Source organism: Pseudomonadales bacterium (assembly GCA_024234165.1).
Taxonomy (GTDB): domain Bacteria; phylum Pseudomonadota; class Gammaproteobacteria; order Pseudomonadales; family UBA5518; genus UBA5518.
This window is the reverse complement of the sequence record JACKOP010000002.1, coordinates 689,671-705,289: the sequence shown is the minus strand read 5'-3', so window position 1 is coordinate 705,289 and position 15,619 is coordinate 689,671. Positions and strand designations below refer to the sequence as shown.

13 protein-coding genes are annotated in these 15,619 nt (G+C 65.6%); 11 read left to right on the top strand and 2 right to left on the bottom strand.

All coding sequences use genetic code 11. The features are described from left to right. The first annotated feature begins 55 nt into the window (after positions 1–55). On the top strand, positions 56–535 hold the full coding sequence (gene tadA, locus H7A12_08855; GenBank protein ID MCP5320916.1) for a tRNA adenosine(34) deaminase TadA: 480 nt from the start codon (positions 56–58) through the stop codon (positions 533–535). On the opposite strand, the gene mltF is transcribed toward tadA, so the two are convergent. Next, positions 518–2,011 (bottom strand): membrane-bound lytic murein transglycosylase MltF, encoded by a 1,494-nt coding sequence (gene mltF, locus H7A12_08850; GenBank protein ID MCP5320915.1) that lies wholly within the window; start codon positions 2,009–2,011, stop codon positions 518–520. The genes tadA and mltF overlap by 18 nt on opposite strands. Positions 2,012–2,287: 276 nt before the next feature. Here mltF and purL point away from each other — a divergent pair, with 276 nt between their 5' ends. The 3 genes from purL (at position 2,288) to secF (ending at position 9,089) form a co-directional block, all read left to right on the top strand. Further along, positions 2,288–6,160 (top strand): phosphoribosylformylglycinamidine synthase, encoded by a 3,873-nt coding sequence (gene purL, locus H7A12_08845; GenBank protein MCP5320914.1) that lies wholly within the window; start codon positions 2,288–2,290, stop codon positions 6,158–6,160. 130 nt (positions 6,161–6,290) lie between these two features. After that, entirely contained in the window at positions 6,291–8,150 is a 1,860-nt protein-coding gene (gene secD / locus H7A12_08840) for a protein translocase subunit SecD (protein MCP5320913.1), read from the top strand. 15 nt (positions 8,151–8,165) lie between these two features. Continuing rightward, a complete protein-coding gene (secF, locus tag H7A12_08835) occupies positions 8,166–9,089 on the top strand; it encodes a protein translocase subunit SecF (GenBank protein MCP5320912.1) in 924 nt (307 codons plus the stop codon). 12 nt (positions 9,090–9,101) lie between these two features. On the opposite strand, the gene H7A12_08830 is transcribed toward secF, so the two are convergent. Beyond that, positions 9,102–9,938 carry an inositol monophosphatase gene (locus H7A12_08830; GenBank protein ID MCP5320911.1) on the bottom strand — a complete coding sequence of 279 codons (837 nt, stop codon included), beginning with the start codon at positions 9,936–9,938 and terminating at the stop codon, positions 9,102–9,104. 131 nt (positions 9,939–10,069) lie between these two features. Between H7A12_08830 and H7A12_08825 the strand changes: the two genes are divergently transcribed. The 7 genes from H7A12_08825 to H7A12_08795 all read left to right on the top strand — a co-directional run bounded on the left by H7A12_08825 (position 10,070) and on the right by H7A12_08795 (position 15,618). Beyond that, positions 10,070–10,852: an RNA methyltransferase gene (locus H7A12_08825; protein ID MCP5320910.1), complete on the top strand. Its 783-nt coding sequence runs from the start codon at positions 10,070–10,072 to the stop codon at positions 10,850–10,852. Positions 10,853–10,912: 60 nt separating this feature from the next. Then, a complete protein-coding gene (locus H7A12_08820; protein ID MCP5320909.1) occupies positions 10,913–11,407 on the top strand; it encodes an Rrf2 family transcriptional regulator in 495 nt (164 codons plus the stop codon). A gap of 14 nt (positions 11,408–11,421) precedes the next feature. Beyond that, positions 11,422–12,600 (top strand): IscS subfamily cysteine desulfurase, encoded by a 1,179-nt coding sequence (locus H7A12_08815; protein ID MCP5320908.1) that lies wholly within the window; start codon positions 11,422–11,424, stop codon positions 12,598–12,600. Between the two features lie 120 nt (positions 12,601–12,720). After that, the gene (gene ndk / locus H7A12_08810) at positions 12,721–13,149 is read left to right on the top strand and encodes a nucleoside-diphosphate kinase (GenBank protein ID MCP5320907.1); all 429 of its coding nucleotides are present in this window, start codon (positions 12,721–12,723) and stop codon (positions 13,147–13,149) included. 16 nt (positions 13,150–13,165) lie between these two features. Beyond that, positions 13,166–14,323: a 23S rRNA (adenine(2503)-C(2))-methyltransferase RlmN gene (gene rlmN / locus H7A12_08805; protein MCP5320906.1), complete on the top strand. Its 1,158-nt coding sequence runs from the start codon at positions 13,166–13,168 to the stop codon at positions 14,321–14,323. After that, positions 14,320–15,105, top strand: coding sequence for a type IV pilus biogenesis/stability protein PilW (gene pilW, locus H7A12_08800; protein ID MCP5320905.1), 786 nt, complete (start codon positions 14,320–14,322; stop codon positions 15,103–15,105). Before rlmN ends, pilW begins: the two co-directional genes overlap by 4 nt. A 6-nt stretch (positions 15,106–15,111) precedes the next feature. Continuing rightward, on the top strand, positions 15,112–15,618 hold the full coding sequence (locus H7A12_08795) for a helix-turn-helix domain-containing protein (GenBank protein MCP5320904.1): 507 nt from the start codon (positions 15,112–15,114) through the stop codon (positions 15,616–15,618). Position 15,619 lies beyond the last annotated feature (1 nt).

Here is a 15,619-nt window from a genome sequence, read left to right as displayed (position 1 = left end):
GCCATCGGCGCGCCGACTGCGCGATGATAACCGCTGCCGGTCTGGCGGGAGGAACATGGTGCACGAGGTGGACGAATACTGGATGCATCGCGCGCTCGCACTCGCGCGCCAGGGCGCAGCAGCCGGCGAGGTGCCGGTCGGCGCGGTGGTGGTGCGTGGCGGCGTGGCAATCGGTGAAGGCTGGAACGCACCGATCGGTCGCCGTGACCCGAGCGCGCACGCGGAAATCATCGCCTTGCGTGCGGCAGCGCAGGCAGTGGAGAACTACCGCCTGGTCGGTTCGACGCTGTACGTGACGATCGAACCCTGCGCGATGTGTGCCGGCTCGCTGATGCACGCGCGCGTGGCGCGCCTGGTGTTTGCGGCGCGCGAGCCGCGCGCCGGCGTCGTGGTGAGCAATGCGGGGCTGCTGGATGCGGCGTTCTTCAATCACCGCATCGCGTGGAGCGAAGGTGTGTGCGCCGACGAGGCGGCGCACCTGATGCGGGATTTCTTCCGCTCCCGGCGTGACGCGAACTCAGGAGCGTGCGGGTAGGGCCTGGCTGGCGTGCAGGGATGTCACCGCGAGCTCGAACAGGCCTGGACCGTCCTCGTGGTGTTCGAGGTAGCGGTGGTACTGCCGGATGCGATTCACGAAACCGAGCGTTTCGTGGCCACGGGCGTAACCGTAGCGTGTGCGTGAATACCAGGCGCGCTTGGTGAGCAGCGGCAACTGCTTTTCGACATCGGCCCACACGTCCGGATTCGCGCCGCGCAGCGCCGCGAGACGGCGAGCGTCCTCGACGTGTGCCGGCCCCATGTTGTACGCGGCGAGCGCGAACAGTTCGCGCTCTGCGGCAGCGATCCGCTGGTCGACGCCCTCGAGCAGGCGCAGGAAGTAACGCGCGCCGCCACGCAGACTCTGCTCCATGTCGGTGCGGTTGCTGATTCCCATCTCGCGTGCAGTCGTCTGCGTCAGCATCATCATGCCGCGCACGCCGGTGCGTGAGACGGCGTTCGGGTTCCAGTGCGATTCCTGGTAACTGATCGCGGCCAGCATGCGCCAGTCGATACCTTCTTCCGTCGCCACGCGGCGCAGGGTCTTCTCGATGCGCGGGAGCAGCGTTTCGACGCGGTTGGCGAATGCGGTGAGTGCGTGCCGGTTGACCTCCGGCAGATAGCCGAAGAATCGTTCACGCAGCAGATCGAGACTGCCGGAACGCTCGTGATCGGCCAGAAAGCTCTGCATCGCACCGTGCAGGCGCGCATTCGGCGAGTGCTCCGCCGTGGCCCATGCGAGGCGCTCGCCCTGTTCGAGTTCGAACGCGACTTCCAGTGTCGGGAACAGGCCTGCGTGCATCAGGAATTCGTTCGATTTCACGACCGCATAGTCGATCTTGCCATCGGCGATCTTGCGCAGCATGTCGAATGTCTCGATGCGCGTCGCTTCCATCCAGCCGAGCGTGGGTTGCTCGCGCTGTGCACTGTGCAGCGCATCGGCAGAGCTGCTCTGCGCGAGTGCCATCACGCGCTTGCCGACGAGATCGGCGAGCGTGGTCGGGCGCGGTGTGCCGCTGCGATGCACGATCTGCTGACGCACTTCCATATACGGTGTGCTGTACCAGTAGGAAGACGCGACACCATCGCGTTGCGACAGTCCCGATGCGGCCATGTCCGCTGCACCGCTGTCGAGCGCAGCGTACACCTCGGCGATATTGGCGGCCGGCAGCATCTCCAGCCTCACACCGAGCGAGCGGGCGAACTCGCGTGCGAGTTCGTACTCGATCCCGGAAGGACCGTGCTTGTCGACGACGAAGGTCGCCGGGTTTACCCGGCTGACGACACGCAGCTTGCCGCGTGCCAGGACTTCATCGAGGGAATCTCGTGGAAGCGCTCCGGAGTGTGGCTGTCGGGTCTCGTTGGGACATGCGCCCAGAACCGCACACAGAATGCCGATCAACGCTGCCCTGAGGGTCTTCGTGACAGGCCGGAAGCCGCTTTCCAGTGTTCCAGTAGTTACTGTGATCCTCATCGGTCACACTCTCGCTGTAACTGGCAGCGCGATTCTAGAGGCTGAGACGCGGCTGCCTAGTTTGCATCACAGCAAAAAATACCGGTATTCATGGAATGGATTGTCTAATGTGCGGTTGATGTCAGCGGGTACTACCGCTGCATTTGCTGTGTGCGTCGCGTTCGCAAGGGGTGCGGGCGCATCGATCGGCGTTGGGCGGGCATCCGGCGCTTACGGTAGAATCTGCGCCCTGCCGCTGCCTTGCGGCATCCGTCGATCACTTCATCGGGAGCACGCATGCTGACACTCGCCGGCGCTCCGGCGCTTTCGCCATTTCGTCTCGAGCGGCTGCTTGCGCAGTTGCGTGTACTCGATCCCGGCATCGACGCGCTCGGTGCGCGTTTCATGTACTTCGTCGAAACCAGTGGCGCGTTTGCCGCGCAGGAGCTGCAGCGTCTGTGCGAGCTGGTGGATGGTGCCGAGCAGCTCGACGAGACCGGCAGCGGGCTCTTTCTGGTGGTGCCGCGCCCCGGTACGCAATCACCGTGGTCGAGCAAGGCGACCGATATCGCACGCAACTGCGGGCTCGCGCGCGTACAGCGCGTCGAACGCGGCATCGCCTATCTCGTGACCGGCGGGTCGGCGGATGCGCGCTCGCGCGAATGGATCGCCGGCGCGCTGCACGACCGCATGGTCGAGACGGTGTTCACGAGCTTCGATCAGGTCGAGAGCCTGTTTGCGCAGGAAGCGGCGCGTCCGTTGCGGATAGTCGACGTTCTTGACGGTGGCCGTGCCGCGCTGGAGCGCGCAAACGCCGAGTTCGGTTTCGCGCTGGCGTCCGATGAAATCGACTACCTGTGCGAAGGCTTCGTTGCGCTCGAGCGCAATCCCACCGACGTCGAGCTGATGATGTTCGCTCAGGCGAACAGCGAGCATTGCCGACACAAGATCTTCAATGCTTCGTGGAGCATCGACGGCGAGGCACAGTCGCACAGTCTTTTCGCGATGATCCGCAACACCCACAGCCATGCTGCAGATCCGGCCGTGCTGAGTGCGTATTCCGACAACGCCGCAGTGATCCGCGGGCACGAGGCAGGCCGCTTCTTCCCCGACCCGGCAACGCGCGAGTTCGGTTACCACCGCGAGCCGGTGCATATCCTGATGAAGGTCGAGACGCACAACCATCCGACTGCGATCGCGCCGTATCCGGGCGCAGCTACCGGCTCTGGTGGCGAGATTCGCGACGAGGGAGCGGTGGGGGTCGGTGCACGGCCAAAGGCGGGGCTGGTGGGTTTCAGCGTCTCGAATCTGCGTGTGCCGGACTTCGTGCAGCCGTGGGAGGTCGATCACGGACGTCCCGAGCGCATCGCTTCGGCGTTCAGGATCATGCTCGAAGGTCCGATCGGTGGCGCCGCTTTCAACAACGAGTTCGGACGTCCGGCGATCTGCGGCTATTTCCGCAGCTATGAACAGAATCATCTCGGCGCGATACGCGGCTATCACAAGCCGATCATGATTGCGGGTGGCATGGGGAACATCCGGGACGCGCATGTCGACAAGGGACGCATGGTGGGCGGCACGCGGCTGGTGGTGCTGGGTGGCCCGGCGATGCTGATCGGACTCGGTGGTGGTGCCGCTTCCTCGATGACGTCCGGTGCCAGCGATGCGGAGCTCGATTTTGCATCGGTGCAGCGAGACAACGCCGAGATGGAGCACCGCTGCCAGGAAGTGATCGACCGTTGCTGGCAGCTCGGCGACGCCAATCCGATCCGGTTCATTCACGATGTCGGCGCCGGTGGCCTGTCGAACGCGCTGCCGGAACTGGTCAAGGATGGCGGTTGTGGCGGGCGTTTCGCGCTGGAGCGCATCCCGAGTGCCGACAGCGGACTGTCGCCACTCGAGCTGTGGTGCAACGAGGCACAGGAGCGCTACGTGCTCGCGATCGACGCGGCGGATCTCGAACGCTTCGATGCGATCTGTGCGCGCGAGCGTTGCCCGTATGCGGTGGTGGGGGAGGCGAGCGCCGAGCCGCATCTGGCGTTGACCGATGGGCGTGACGGCAGCCGCGCCGTAGACCTGCCGCTCGCGGTGCTGTTCGGCAAGCCGCCGCGCATGCACCGCGAATACGCACGCGTGACGCCGCGACGCGTGCCACTCGCGCTCGGCGGCATCGACATCGCGCAGGCGGTCGAACGCGTGCTGCGCCTGCCCGCAGTGGCCGGCAAGGGTTTCCTGGTGACGATCGGCGATCGCAGCGTGACCGGGCTGGTGGCGCGCGACCAGATGGTCGGCCCGTGGCAGGTACCGGTAGCCGATGCTGGCATCACGACGGCATCGTTCGACACCTTCGCTGGCGAGGCCATGGCGATCGGCGAGCGCACGCCGATCGCGCTCGTCGATGCGGGCGCATCGGCACGCATGGCGGTTGGCGAGGCGCTGACCAACATGGCTTCGGCGCCGATTGCGCGTCTTGCCGACGTGAAGCTGTCGGCAAACTGGATGGCGGCGGCCGGGCATCCGGGCGAGGACCAGGCGCTGTTCGAGGCGGTGCGTGCGGTTGGCATGGAGCTGTGCCCTGCGCTCGGGATCGTGATCCCGGTCGGCAAGGATTCGATGTCGATGAAGACGCGCTGGCGCGACGCGGCCGGCGAGCGCGAAGTGATCGCGCCGTTGTCGCTGATCGTCTCGGCGTTCGCGCCGGTGAGCGATGTGCGCCTTGCCGTGACGCCGCAGATCGATCCTGGCGAGACCGACACGCTGCTGGTGCTGATCGACCTGGGTCGTGGACGCAACCGGCTCGGTGGCTCGGCACTGGCGCAGGTATTCAATCAGGTCGGCGACAGCGTGCCGGATGTCGACGATGCGTCGATGCTCGCCGGGTTTTTCGCCGCGATGCAGCGCTGCCTGCAATGGCGGCTGCTGCTTGCCTGCCATGATCGCTCCGACGGCGGCTTGCTGGTCACGCTGTGCGAGATGGCCTTCGCCGGACACGCTGCGTTCGATGTGGATATCGGCGGACTCGGGGATGATCCGCTCGCAGTGCTGTTCGCCGAGGAGCTCGGCGTGGTGTTGCAGCTGCGCACGGCGGATCTCGAGGCGGTGCGCGCGCTGTTTGCGGATGCCGGGCTGGCGGATGCACTGCACGTGCTGGGACGTCCGGCACGCGGAGACACGCTGCGCATTCGCAGCGGTGCGCGGGTGGTCTATGAGAATACGCGTACTGCATTGCACCGTGCGTGGGCCGAGCTGAGCTACCGGATGCAGGCGTTGCGCGACAACCCCGATTGCGCGCGCGAAGAGTACGACGCTCTGCTCGACGCCGACGATCCCGGGTTGGTTGCACGCCTCGGCTACGATCCGTCCGAGCGCATCGAGGCGCCGTTCATCACTGCAGGTGCGCGTCCACGGGTGGCGATCCTGCGCGAGCAGGGCGTCAACGGACAGTACGAGATGGCGGCTGCCTTCGATCGGGCGGGTTTCGCGGCAATCGACGTGCACATGAGCGATATTCTCGGTGGCGACTTCGACCTCGGCAGCGTCAGCGGCATCGCGGCGTGTGGCGGCTTTTCATACGGCGACGTGCTGGGTGCCGGTGCCGGCTGGGCGCGCACGATCCTGTTCAACGCGCAGGCGCGCGAGCAGTTCGAGCGTTTCTTCGCGCGTTCCGATACGTTCACGCTCGGGGTCTGCAACGGCTGCCAGATGATTTCGTGCCTGCGCGAGATCATTCCGGGCAGCGAGCACTGGCCACGGTTCCTGCGCAACGCGTCGGAGCAGTTCGAGGCGCGCGTGACGCTGCTGCGTGTGGAACGCAGCCACTCGGTGCTGCTGGCCGGTATGGAAGGATCGCTGATCCCGGTCTCGACCGCGCACGGTGAGGGCAGGGCGAGTTTCGCACCGGGTGCGTACGAGGCGCTGACCGGGGCGGCAGGCGTGGCGCTGCGCTACGTGGACAATCACGGCGAGCCGACGCAGCGCTTTCCGGCCAACCCCAACGGCTCGACGGCTGCCGTGGCTGCGGTCACCTCGCGCGACGGCCGAGTCACGATCATGATGCCGCACCCGGAGCGGGTATTCCGCAGCGTGCAGAACTCGTGGCGTCCGCCGCAATGGGGCGAGGACGGCGGCTGGATGCGGCTGTTCCGCAACGCGCGCGCATGGCTCGGTTGAGTTTCAGCGGTCGGTCGGGTCGGCCGAGTCTTGAATTGGCGTGCCGACAGCGCATCGCTATAATCCGCCGCCTTCGAGGTCCGGTCGCGACCGGACCCGTAGCCCCCACGTCACGGATACCTGTCCGCGCATGAATCGATACCCGCTCTGGAAGAATCTGCTGGTCGCGCTCGTGCTGGTCATCTCGGCCATCTATTCGCTGCCGAACCTCTACCCGCCGGACCCTGCGATCCAGATCTCCGGCGCGAGCAGCGCGCTTGCGATCGATCAGGGCGTGCTCGATCGCGCTCGCGAGGCGCTTGTCACCGGAGGGGTCGATGTCAAGGCAGGCGAGGTCGGCCCGCGCTCGGGGCTGCTGCGCCTGACGAACCCCGAGCAGCAGCTGCGCGCACAGGCACTGGTGCGCCGCGCGCTCGGCGATGACTTCGTGGTGGCGCTGAACCTCGCGCCGACCACGCCAGCGTGGCTGACCGCGATCGGTGGGACTCCGTTGAAACTCGGGCTGGACCTCAGCGGCGGGGTGCATTTCCTGCTGCAGGTCGATACGGACGCCGCAGTTGCCAAGCGCATCGCGGTCTACGAATCCGACCTGCGCAAGAAGCTGCGCGAGCAGCGTATACGCGGGCTGGTCAAGGCCGGCAAGGGCAACCGCATCGACGGGACGTTCACGACGGCCGAGGCACGTGATGCCGCCGCCGCGCTGATTCGCGACCAGGCACCGGAACTGCAGCGGCTCAGCGAGGATCGACGCGGGCGTTTCCTGCTTACGCTGTCGATCGGACAACAGCAGGTCCGCGAACTCGAGGAGTACGCGGTCGAGCAGAACCTCACCACGCTGCGCAACCGCGTCAACGAACTCGGTGTGGCCGAACCGCTGATCCAGAAGCAGGGGCGCAACCGCATCGTCGTCGAGTTGCCCGGCGTGCTGGATACCGCCGAAGCCAAGCGCATCCTCGGCAAGACGGCGAACCTGGAGTTCCGCCTGGAGGCGAGGCCCGATACCCCTGCCACCGAGCGCGAGCAGTTCGAGTTCCGGGCCGAGGCGGGGCCGGAGCGCAGTGCCTGGGTCGAGCGCGATCTGATCATCGGCGGTGATCGCGTGACCAGCGCCTCTTCAAGTTTCGATGAAAACGGGCGCCCGCAGGTGAACATCAGCCTCGACAGCCAGGGCGGCACGCTGATGAACCGCGCCACGCGCGACAACATCAAGCGACGCATGGCGGTGCTGTTCATCGAGCGCAAGTCGCGCACGGTCGGCTACGAGAAGGATGACGCCGGCAACGAGGTGCCGGTGCTGCAGCGTTACGACGAGAAGAAGATCATCAGTCTGGCGACGATCCAGTCGGCGCTTGGTACGCAGTTCCGTATCACGGGGCTCGACAGCCCGGCGGAATCGGCCGAACTGGCGTTGCTGCTGCGTGCCGGTGCACTGGCCGCACCGCTCGATTTCGTCGAGGAGCGCACGGTCGGACCATCGCTCGGTGCCGACAACATCGCGCTCGGTGTGCGTTCGCTGGCGATAGGTTCGGTGCTGGTGATCGTGTTCATGCTGGCCGTCTACCGTGTGTTCGGCATATTCGCGAACCTGGCGGTGACGTTCAACGTGATGCTGCTGCTGTCGGTGATGTCGATGCTGTCGGCGACGCTGACCCTGCCCGGCATGGCGGGCATCGTGCTTACCGTCGGCATGGCGGTCGACGCGAACGTGCTGATCAACTCGCGCATTCGCGAGGAGCTCGCAAACGGGATGCCACCACATTCGGCGATCGCGGCCGGCTACGATCGTGCCTGGCTGACCATCATGGACTCGAACATCACGACCTTGCTGGCGGGAGTGATTCTCTACGCGGTGGGCAGCGGTCCGGTGCGCGGTTTCGCGGTGGTGCTGTCGCTCGGCATCCTGACCTCGATGTTCACCTCGGTGATGGGTACTCGCGTGTTGGTGAATCTGGTCTACGGCGGCCGGCGTCCGTCCCGGCTCTCCATCTAGGTGCAGGAGCGATCGATGAAAGTGCATCAGTTCGCGATAGATTTCATACGCCTGCGTCCGGGGGCATTCGTGCTGTCCGGGTTGCTGATCCTGATCTCGCTGGTCGGGTTTGGCGTGCGCGGCCTGAACCTCGGGCTCGATTTCACCGGCGGCACTTTGCTGGAGGTGAGCTTCCCGGGCCCGGTGGCGCTCGATGAGGTGCGCAGCACGCTTGCCGAAACCGGATTTTCGCGTGCCTCGGTGGTTCACTACGGATCGGAACACGAAGTGTTGATCCGTCTGTCGAGTGCGGAAACTCCCGCCACCGTGCAGCGTATCGTCGCGGCGCTCTCGGCGCACGAGCATGGCGGCGTGACGCTGCGGCGAACCGAGCTGGCCGGGCCGCAGATGGGCGACGAGATGGCTGGCCAGGCCCTGCTGGCCGTGATGGCCTCGTTCCTGATGATAATGGTCTACGTCTCGACACGCTTCCAGTGGAAGCTGTCGGTGGGTGCGGTGGCGGCGCTGGTGCACGACGTCGTGATCACCATGGGTGCGTTTGCGGTGTTTGGCTGGGAGGTCGATCTCACGGTGCTGGCGGCCGTGCTCGCGCTGATCGGTTATTCGATCAACGACACCATCGTGGTGTACGACCGCATTCGCGAGAACGTGCGCAAGATGCGCCGTGCGGACATGTACACGCTGGCCAATACCTCGCTGAACCAGACGCTCGATCGTACCCTGATGACGTCCGGCGTCACCTTGCTGTCGGTACTCGCACTGCTGTTCTTCGGTGGCGAGACGCTGCGCGGTTTCGCAGCGGCGCTCACGATCGGTATCGTGATCGGGACCTATTCGTCGATTTTCATCGCGACCAGCCTCGCTCTCACCCTGGGCGTCGGGCGGGCGGATCTGTTGCCGCAATCGTCCGAGCAGGGCGAAGCGCAGGAAACGCCGTGAGCGTGCTGGAGTTCAGCCGTCGGCAGCGGTAGCCGCAGCGCGGGCCTCGCTGCCGAGCGCAGGCCGGATCACCTGCAGCATCGCTTTCAGGCACTTCGGGTTCGCCGCAACGATGCGCCCGCTGTCCATCCAGTCGTTGCCACCGTCGAAGTCACTGACCAGGCCGCCGGCTTCCTGCACCAGCAGGGCGCCGGCAGCGATGTCCCAGGGCTGCAATCCGATTTCCCAGAAACCGTCGAGACGTCCCGCCGCAACGTAGGCGAGGTCGAGCGTGGCAGCACCGGCACGGCGGATCCCGGCGCTGCGCGTGGTGAACTGCTCCAGCGTGCGCAGGTAGGCCGGGAGATATTCGATTGCAGGCTCGCGGAACGGGATTCCGGTGCCGAGTACGGCTTCCTTCAGCCCCGCGCGGGTGCTGACACGCATGCGCCGACCGTTCAGTTGGGCGCCTGCGCCGCGCGTGGCGGTGAATTCCTCGCGGCGGATCGGGTCGACGATCACGGCGTGTTCGAGACGGCCGTCGCGCGCGCACGCGATCGACACCGCGAAGTGCGGGATGCCCCGCACGAAGTTGGTCGTGCCGTCGAGCGGATCGATGATCCAGCGAAAGCCGCCGGAGCGCGTGTCATCGCCCGAAGGTCCGCTTTCTTCCGCGAGGATCTGGTGATCCGGGTAGGCCTTGCGCAACTGGAAGATGATTTCGCGCTCGGCAGCGCGGTCGATTTCGGTCACGAAATCGTTGCTCGCCTTGCGGCTCACCTCGATCAGGTCGATGCGGTCTGCAGCGCGCGCGATGATCTCACCGGCCTTGCGTGCCGCTGCGAGGGCGATGTTGACCATGGGATGCATCGACGGGAATCTCCTGCTGCGGGCGCCGCACGAAAGGCGCGCCAGTATACACAGCGGGTGTGCGAGGTGCTTTGCAGCGGTGATGCCGCCGCGCAAAATGCACGCTTTGCCAGGGAAGTGCACTGATCATGATGGTCGAGGTGGACGAGCAGGTGCTCGAACGACGTTTCGCGTCACTGCGCGTGGTGCTGGTGGGGACGCTGCATTCGGGCAACATCGGCTCTGCCGCGCGGGCGATGAAGAACATGGGGCTGTCACGGCTGTACCTCGTGGCACCGGCCGAGTTTCCGCATCGCGAAGCGACTTACCGGGCAGTGCAGGCCACCGATGTGCTGGAGTCGGCGGTGGTCACCACCACGCTTGCCGAAGCGGTGGCCGATTGCAGTCTGGTGATCGGTACCAGCGCGCGTGAGCGGCGCATCCAGTTGCCGCAGTTGGGACCACGGGAACTCGGCCCGCTCTGCCTGCTGGAGCACGGCGGTGAGGAGGTGGCGCTCGTGTTCGGACGCGAGGACTCCGGGCTGAGCAACGAGGAGCTGCGGCTGTGCCATTGGCACGTGCACGTGCCGACCAGCGCCAGTTACAGCTCGCTCAACCTGGCCGCTGCGGTACAGTTGCTGTGCTACGAACTGCGCATGTGCGCGCTCGAGACGAACGGCGTGCCGGCTCCTCCCGCGTGGGACGAACCGTTGGCCACGGTGGAAGGAATGGAACGCTTCTACGAGCACCTCGAGCGCACGCTGACCGATATCGGATTCCTGGATCCGGCTGCGCCGCGGCAGTTGATGGTACGCCTGCGGCGGTTGTTCAACCGGGTGCAACTCGACCAGATGGAGCTGAATATCCTGCGTGGCATGCTTACCGAAATCGGCAAGCTGAGTGGTGCGGCACGACGGGCTGGATCGCCTCATTAGTTGACTGTTGAAGTAGGAATAAGAATACTCGACGGCTCAGTATCGTGGGAGGAGACGGCCATGCGCTTGACGACCAAGGGACGTTATGCGGTGACGGCGATGCTCGACCTGGCGCTGCACGAGGGTACGGGGCCGGTGAGTCTGGCAGACATCGCCAGGCGTCAGGAAATCTCGCTTTCATATCTCGAGCAACTGTTTGCCCGGTTGCGCCGCGCCGGCCTGGTGAGCAGCGTGCGTGGCCCCGGTGGGGGCTATCGGCTTGGCCGGCTGCATTCGGAAATCGACGTGGCGCAGATCATCGACGCGGTCAACGAAGCCTACGATGCGGTGGGCTGCCAGGGTATCGAGAGCTGCGATCGCGGCCGGATGTGCCTGACGCAGACACTCTGGTACGACCTGAGCGGGCGCATCCATTCGTTCCTGAGCGCAATCACGCTGACGGATCTGGTGTCACGGGCCGATGTGCAGCGCGTATCGCAGCGCCAGGACCAGCGCGAGCTTGGGCCGCCCGGCAGCCATGCGATCGGGGACATTCCGGTCGCGGCGTTGTCCTGAACCGGAACCTGCGCATGCGAGCACCCGTCTACCTCGATTACCTCGCGACCACGCCGGTGGACCCGCGTGTTGCCGAACGCATGGCGCAATGCCTGACCATCGACGGTATCTTCGGCAACGCAGCATCGCGTACCCATGTTTACGGTTGGCGTGCCGAACAGGCGATCGAACAGGCCCGCTGCGAGGTTGCGGAGCTGGTCGGGGCCGATTCGCGCGAGATCGTCTGGACGTCGGGGGCGACCGAGGCCAATAACCTCGCACTGAAGGGGCTGGCGTGCCATGGTGGGCGCAAGGCAGGCCATATCGTCACCTCGGCGATCGAGCACGGCGCGGTGCTGGATGTCTGTCGTCACCTGGAGTCGCGCGGCTTCGCATTGAGCCTGGTGCAACCGGATCGTGGCGGCATCGTGCACCCCGAGGCACTGGCGTCGTTGCTGCGCGAGGACACGTTCCTGGTCAGTGTGATGCATGTAAACAACGAGCTGGGAACCATCAACGACATTGCCGCACTGGGCGCGTTGTGCCGGTCGCGCGGCATCGTGTTCCATGTGGATGCCGCGCAGTCGGTGGGCAAGCTGCCGATCGATCTCGGTAAGCTTCCGGTCGATCTGATGTCGCTGTCGGCACACAAGATGTACGGTCCCAAGGGTGCTGGTGCGCTGTATGTACGGCGGTTGCCGAGCCTGCGCCTCGAAGCACAGACGCACGGTGGCGGGCAGGAACGCGGCATGCGCTCCGGCACGCTGGCGACGCACCAGCTGGTCGGAATGGGCGAGGCGGCGCGCATAGCGCGCGCCGAGATGGGCGAGGATGCGGCGCGCATTGCCGGTCTGCGCGACGCCCTGTGGAGCGCACTTGCCGATCTCGATGGCATAGGGCAGAACGGCGATGTGCGGCGGCGCCTGCCCGGGGTGCTGAACCTGCATTTCGCCGGGATCGAGGGTGAGTCGATGATGAGCGCGATGAAGGACGTCGCGGTGTCGTCCGGTTCGGCCTGTGCGTCGGCGAACGTGGAGCCCTCGCGGGTGCTGCGGGCGATCGGGTTGGGCAATGAGCTTGCGTTGTCGTCGCTGCGCTTCAGCATGGGTCGCTTCACGAGCGTGGACGACATCGCCGTGGTCGCCGAAAGCGTGCGGCGAGCCTGCACGCGTCTGCAGGGCAGTGCCTTTCCCGAATCGGGACGCCTGGCCTGAACGGCTCGATTTCCGCCGTTTGTCACCTTACCGCCGGTCGACCTGCTGCGTATAATCCCGGTCCCTTTCCCGACGTCCGGCGGTTCGCACCGGGCGTTCCCGGTTCCATGGAGCACCCGAATGAGCATCGAGCGTACCCTTTCCATCATCAAGCCAGACGCAGTGGCGAAGAACGCCATCGGCGAGATCCTGTCGCGTTTCGAACGCAGCGGACTGCGTATCGTCGCGGCGAAGATGCTGCGCCTCAGCGAGGCCGGTGCGGGTGGTTTCTACGCCGAGCACAAGGGGCGGCCGTTCTATCCGGCACTGATCGGGTTCATGACCTCGGGTCCGGTACTGGTGCAGGTGCTGGAGGGCGAGAATGCGATTGCGCGCAACCGGGAACTGATGGGTGCGACCAATCCGAAGGAAGCGGCAGCCGGAACGATTCGTGCCGATTTCGCCTCCACGATCGACGCCAACGCGGTGCACGGTTCCGACTCGCCGGCTTCGGCAGCCCGCGAGATCGCGTATTTCTTCGCGGCCACCGAGCTCTGCGAGCGTTCCTGAGGATCGATCCGCACGCATGATGGAAAACGCCGCCCTGATCGCCAGCGACGCTGCACCGGCACGGGTCAACCTGCTGGGACTGCCACGCGCGCGGATGGAGGAGTTCATGGTCTCGCTCGGCGAGAAGCCGTGGCGCGCGCAACAGTTGTTCAAGTGGATCTACCACCAGGGCGTCGATGATTTCACGCACATGACCGATATCAGCCGTGCATTGCGCGAACGGCTCGCTGCCTGCGCCGAGGTGCGGGCACCACAGGTGGCCGAGGAGCATGTTTCGGCGGACGGCACACGCAAGTGGCTTATCCGCGTCGATGGCGGCGGTTCCGTCGAGACGGTGTTCATCCCCGAGCAGGGGCGTGGCACTCTGTGCGTATCCTCGCAGGTGGGTTGTGCGCTGGACTGCAGTTTCTGCTCCACCGGCAAGCAGGGGTTCCAGCGCGACCTCAGTGCGGCGGAGATCATCGGCCAGGTGTGGATCGCGGCCAGGACATTCGGTCTGCCGAAGCGTGGCGGGCAGCGCTGCATCACCAACGTGGTCCTGATGGGCATGGGCGAGCCCCTGCTGAACTTCGACAACGTCGTCGCGGCGATGGATCTGATGATGGATGACTTCGCGTACGGGATATCCAAGCGGCGGGTGACCCTGAGTACCGCCGGCGTGGTCCCTGCGCTGGATCGGCTGGCGTCGCTCAGTGAAGCGTCGCTGGCAATTTCGCTGCACGCACCGAACGATGCGTTGCGCGACCGCCTGGTGCCGGTGAATCGCCGCTATCCGATCCGCATGTTGCTCGATTCGGCACGCCGCTACATGGATGCACAACCCGATGCAAAGCGCGTCGTGACCGTCGAGTACACCCTGATCAAGGGCGTCAACGACAGTGTCGAGCTGGCTCGGGAGCTGGCCGAGTTGCTGCACGACTTTCCGTGCAAGATCAATCTGATTCCGTTCAATCCGTTCCCGCAGTCGGCCTATGAAAGGCCGAGCCGCAACGCGGTCAGCCGCTTCTGGAACGTGCTGAACGATGCCGGTCACCGCGTGACCGTGCGTACCACGCGCGGTGACGACATCGACGCTGCCTGTGGCCAGTTGGTCGGACGTGTGCGTGACCGCACAAAGCGCTCGGCACGCCACCGCGCCACGGTGCCAGCGAGTTCGTACGAGGTTCACGCATGATTGCTGCCGTATGGCGACGCTCGGGTATCTCGATGCTGCTTGCAGGGCTCGTGCTGCTCTGTGGGTGCGCGACGACCACGATCACCGGCTCCACGTTCAAGGCCGACAAGGAGGCGGAGATCCAGCGTCGTGTCGAAGCCGCGACGGCGTATCTCGAGAAGGGCAATACGGAACAGGCGATAGTGCACCTGCGGCGTGCGCTCGAACTCGACCCGCACTCGGCGCCGGTGCATGACACGCTGGCACAGGTGTTCTGGCGCACCGGTGAATACGAACTGGCTACCGAGCATTTCCGGCGCGCGATCGCGGCCGACCCGAAGTTCTCGCGCGCGCGCAACAATTACGCGGCATTTCTCTACGAGCGAGGCGACACGCGCGGTGCGATCCGCGAACTCGAGCACGTAGTGGCCGATACGCTCTACGAATCGCGTGCGACCGCGTTCGCGAACCTCGGCCGGGCCTACAACAAGGTCGGCGAAACGGCACGCGCGGAGGAAATGTTGCAGCGCGCACTCCGGATGGACGCTCGCCAGTGGCCGGCAATGCTGGAGCTGGCGCTCATCGAGCACGATCGCGGCAACGCTGCCACGGCGATGCGTTACTACGACCAGTTCCGTGCTGCGGCACCACGCCAGTCGCCACGCAGTCTGCTGCTCGGCATCCGCCTTGCACGCTCGACGGGCGATCGTGATGCCGAGGCGAGCTACGCGCTGCAGTTGCGCAACATGTATCCCGGGTCGGCGGAATACCGTGAATACACCAGCACGCTTTCCGGAAACTGATTTGTCATGACACGCGTGAGTGATTCCAGCACGGAAGGCGGGCCGGGCGAGCGACTGCGGGCCGCGCGCGAGGCTGCAGGCCTGAGTGTCAGCGAGGTTGCCGAGGAGCTGCAGCTGCTGCAGTCCTTCGTGCGCGCGCTCGAGCAGAACAGCCATGAACGCATCCGTGGCGATACCTTTGTGCGCGGCTACCTGCGCAACTACGCGCGGCTGCTCGGACTCGATCCGCAGGAGATCGTCGATGACTACCTGCAGGCGCGTGCGCACGCCGGTTCGGCTGCACGCCCCGGTGCCGCGAAGCGGCAGCGAGCGCGCGCTACCTCGGGTGCGGGGCGTATCGGCGTGGTGGTGGCGCTGCTCGCAGCGAGTGCACTCTACCTTTTTCACAATCGTGCTCCGTCCGCGGCAAGCCATGCCGTGGTCGATGCCGTGGTCACGGTCGAAACCGGTGCCGGTGCGCAGGTCGTGCCGCTGACGGTGCCGGAGCACGAGCCGCCAACGGATACCCGCTGAG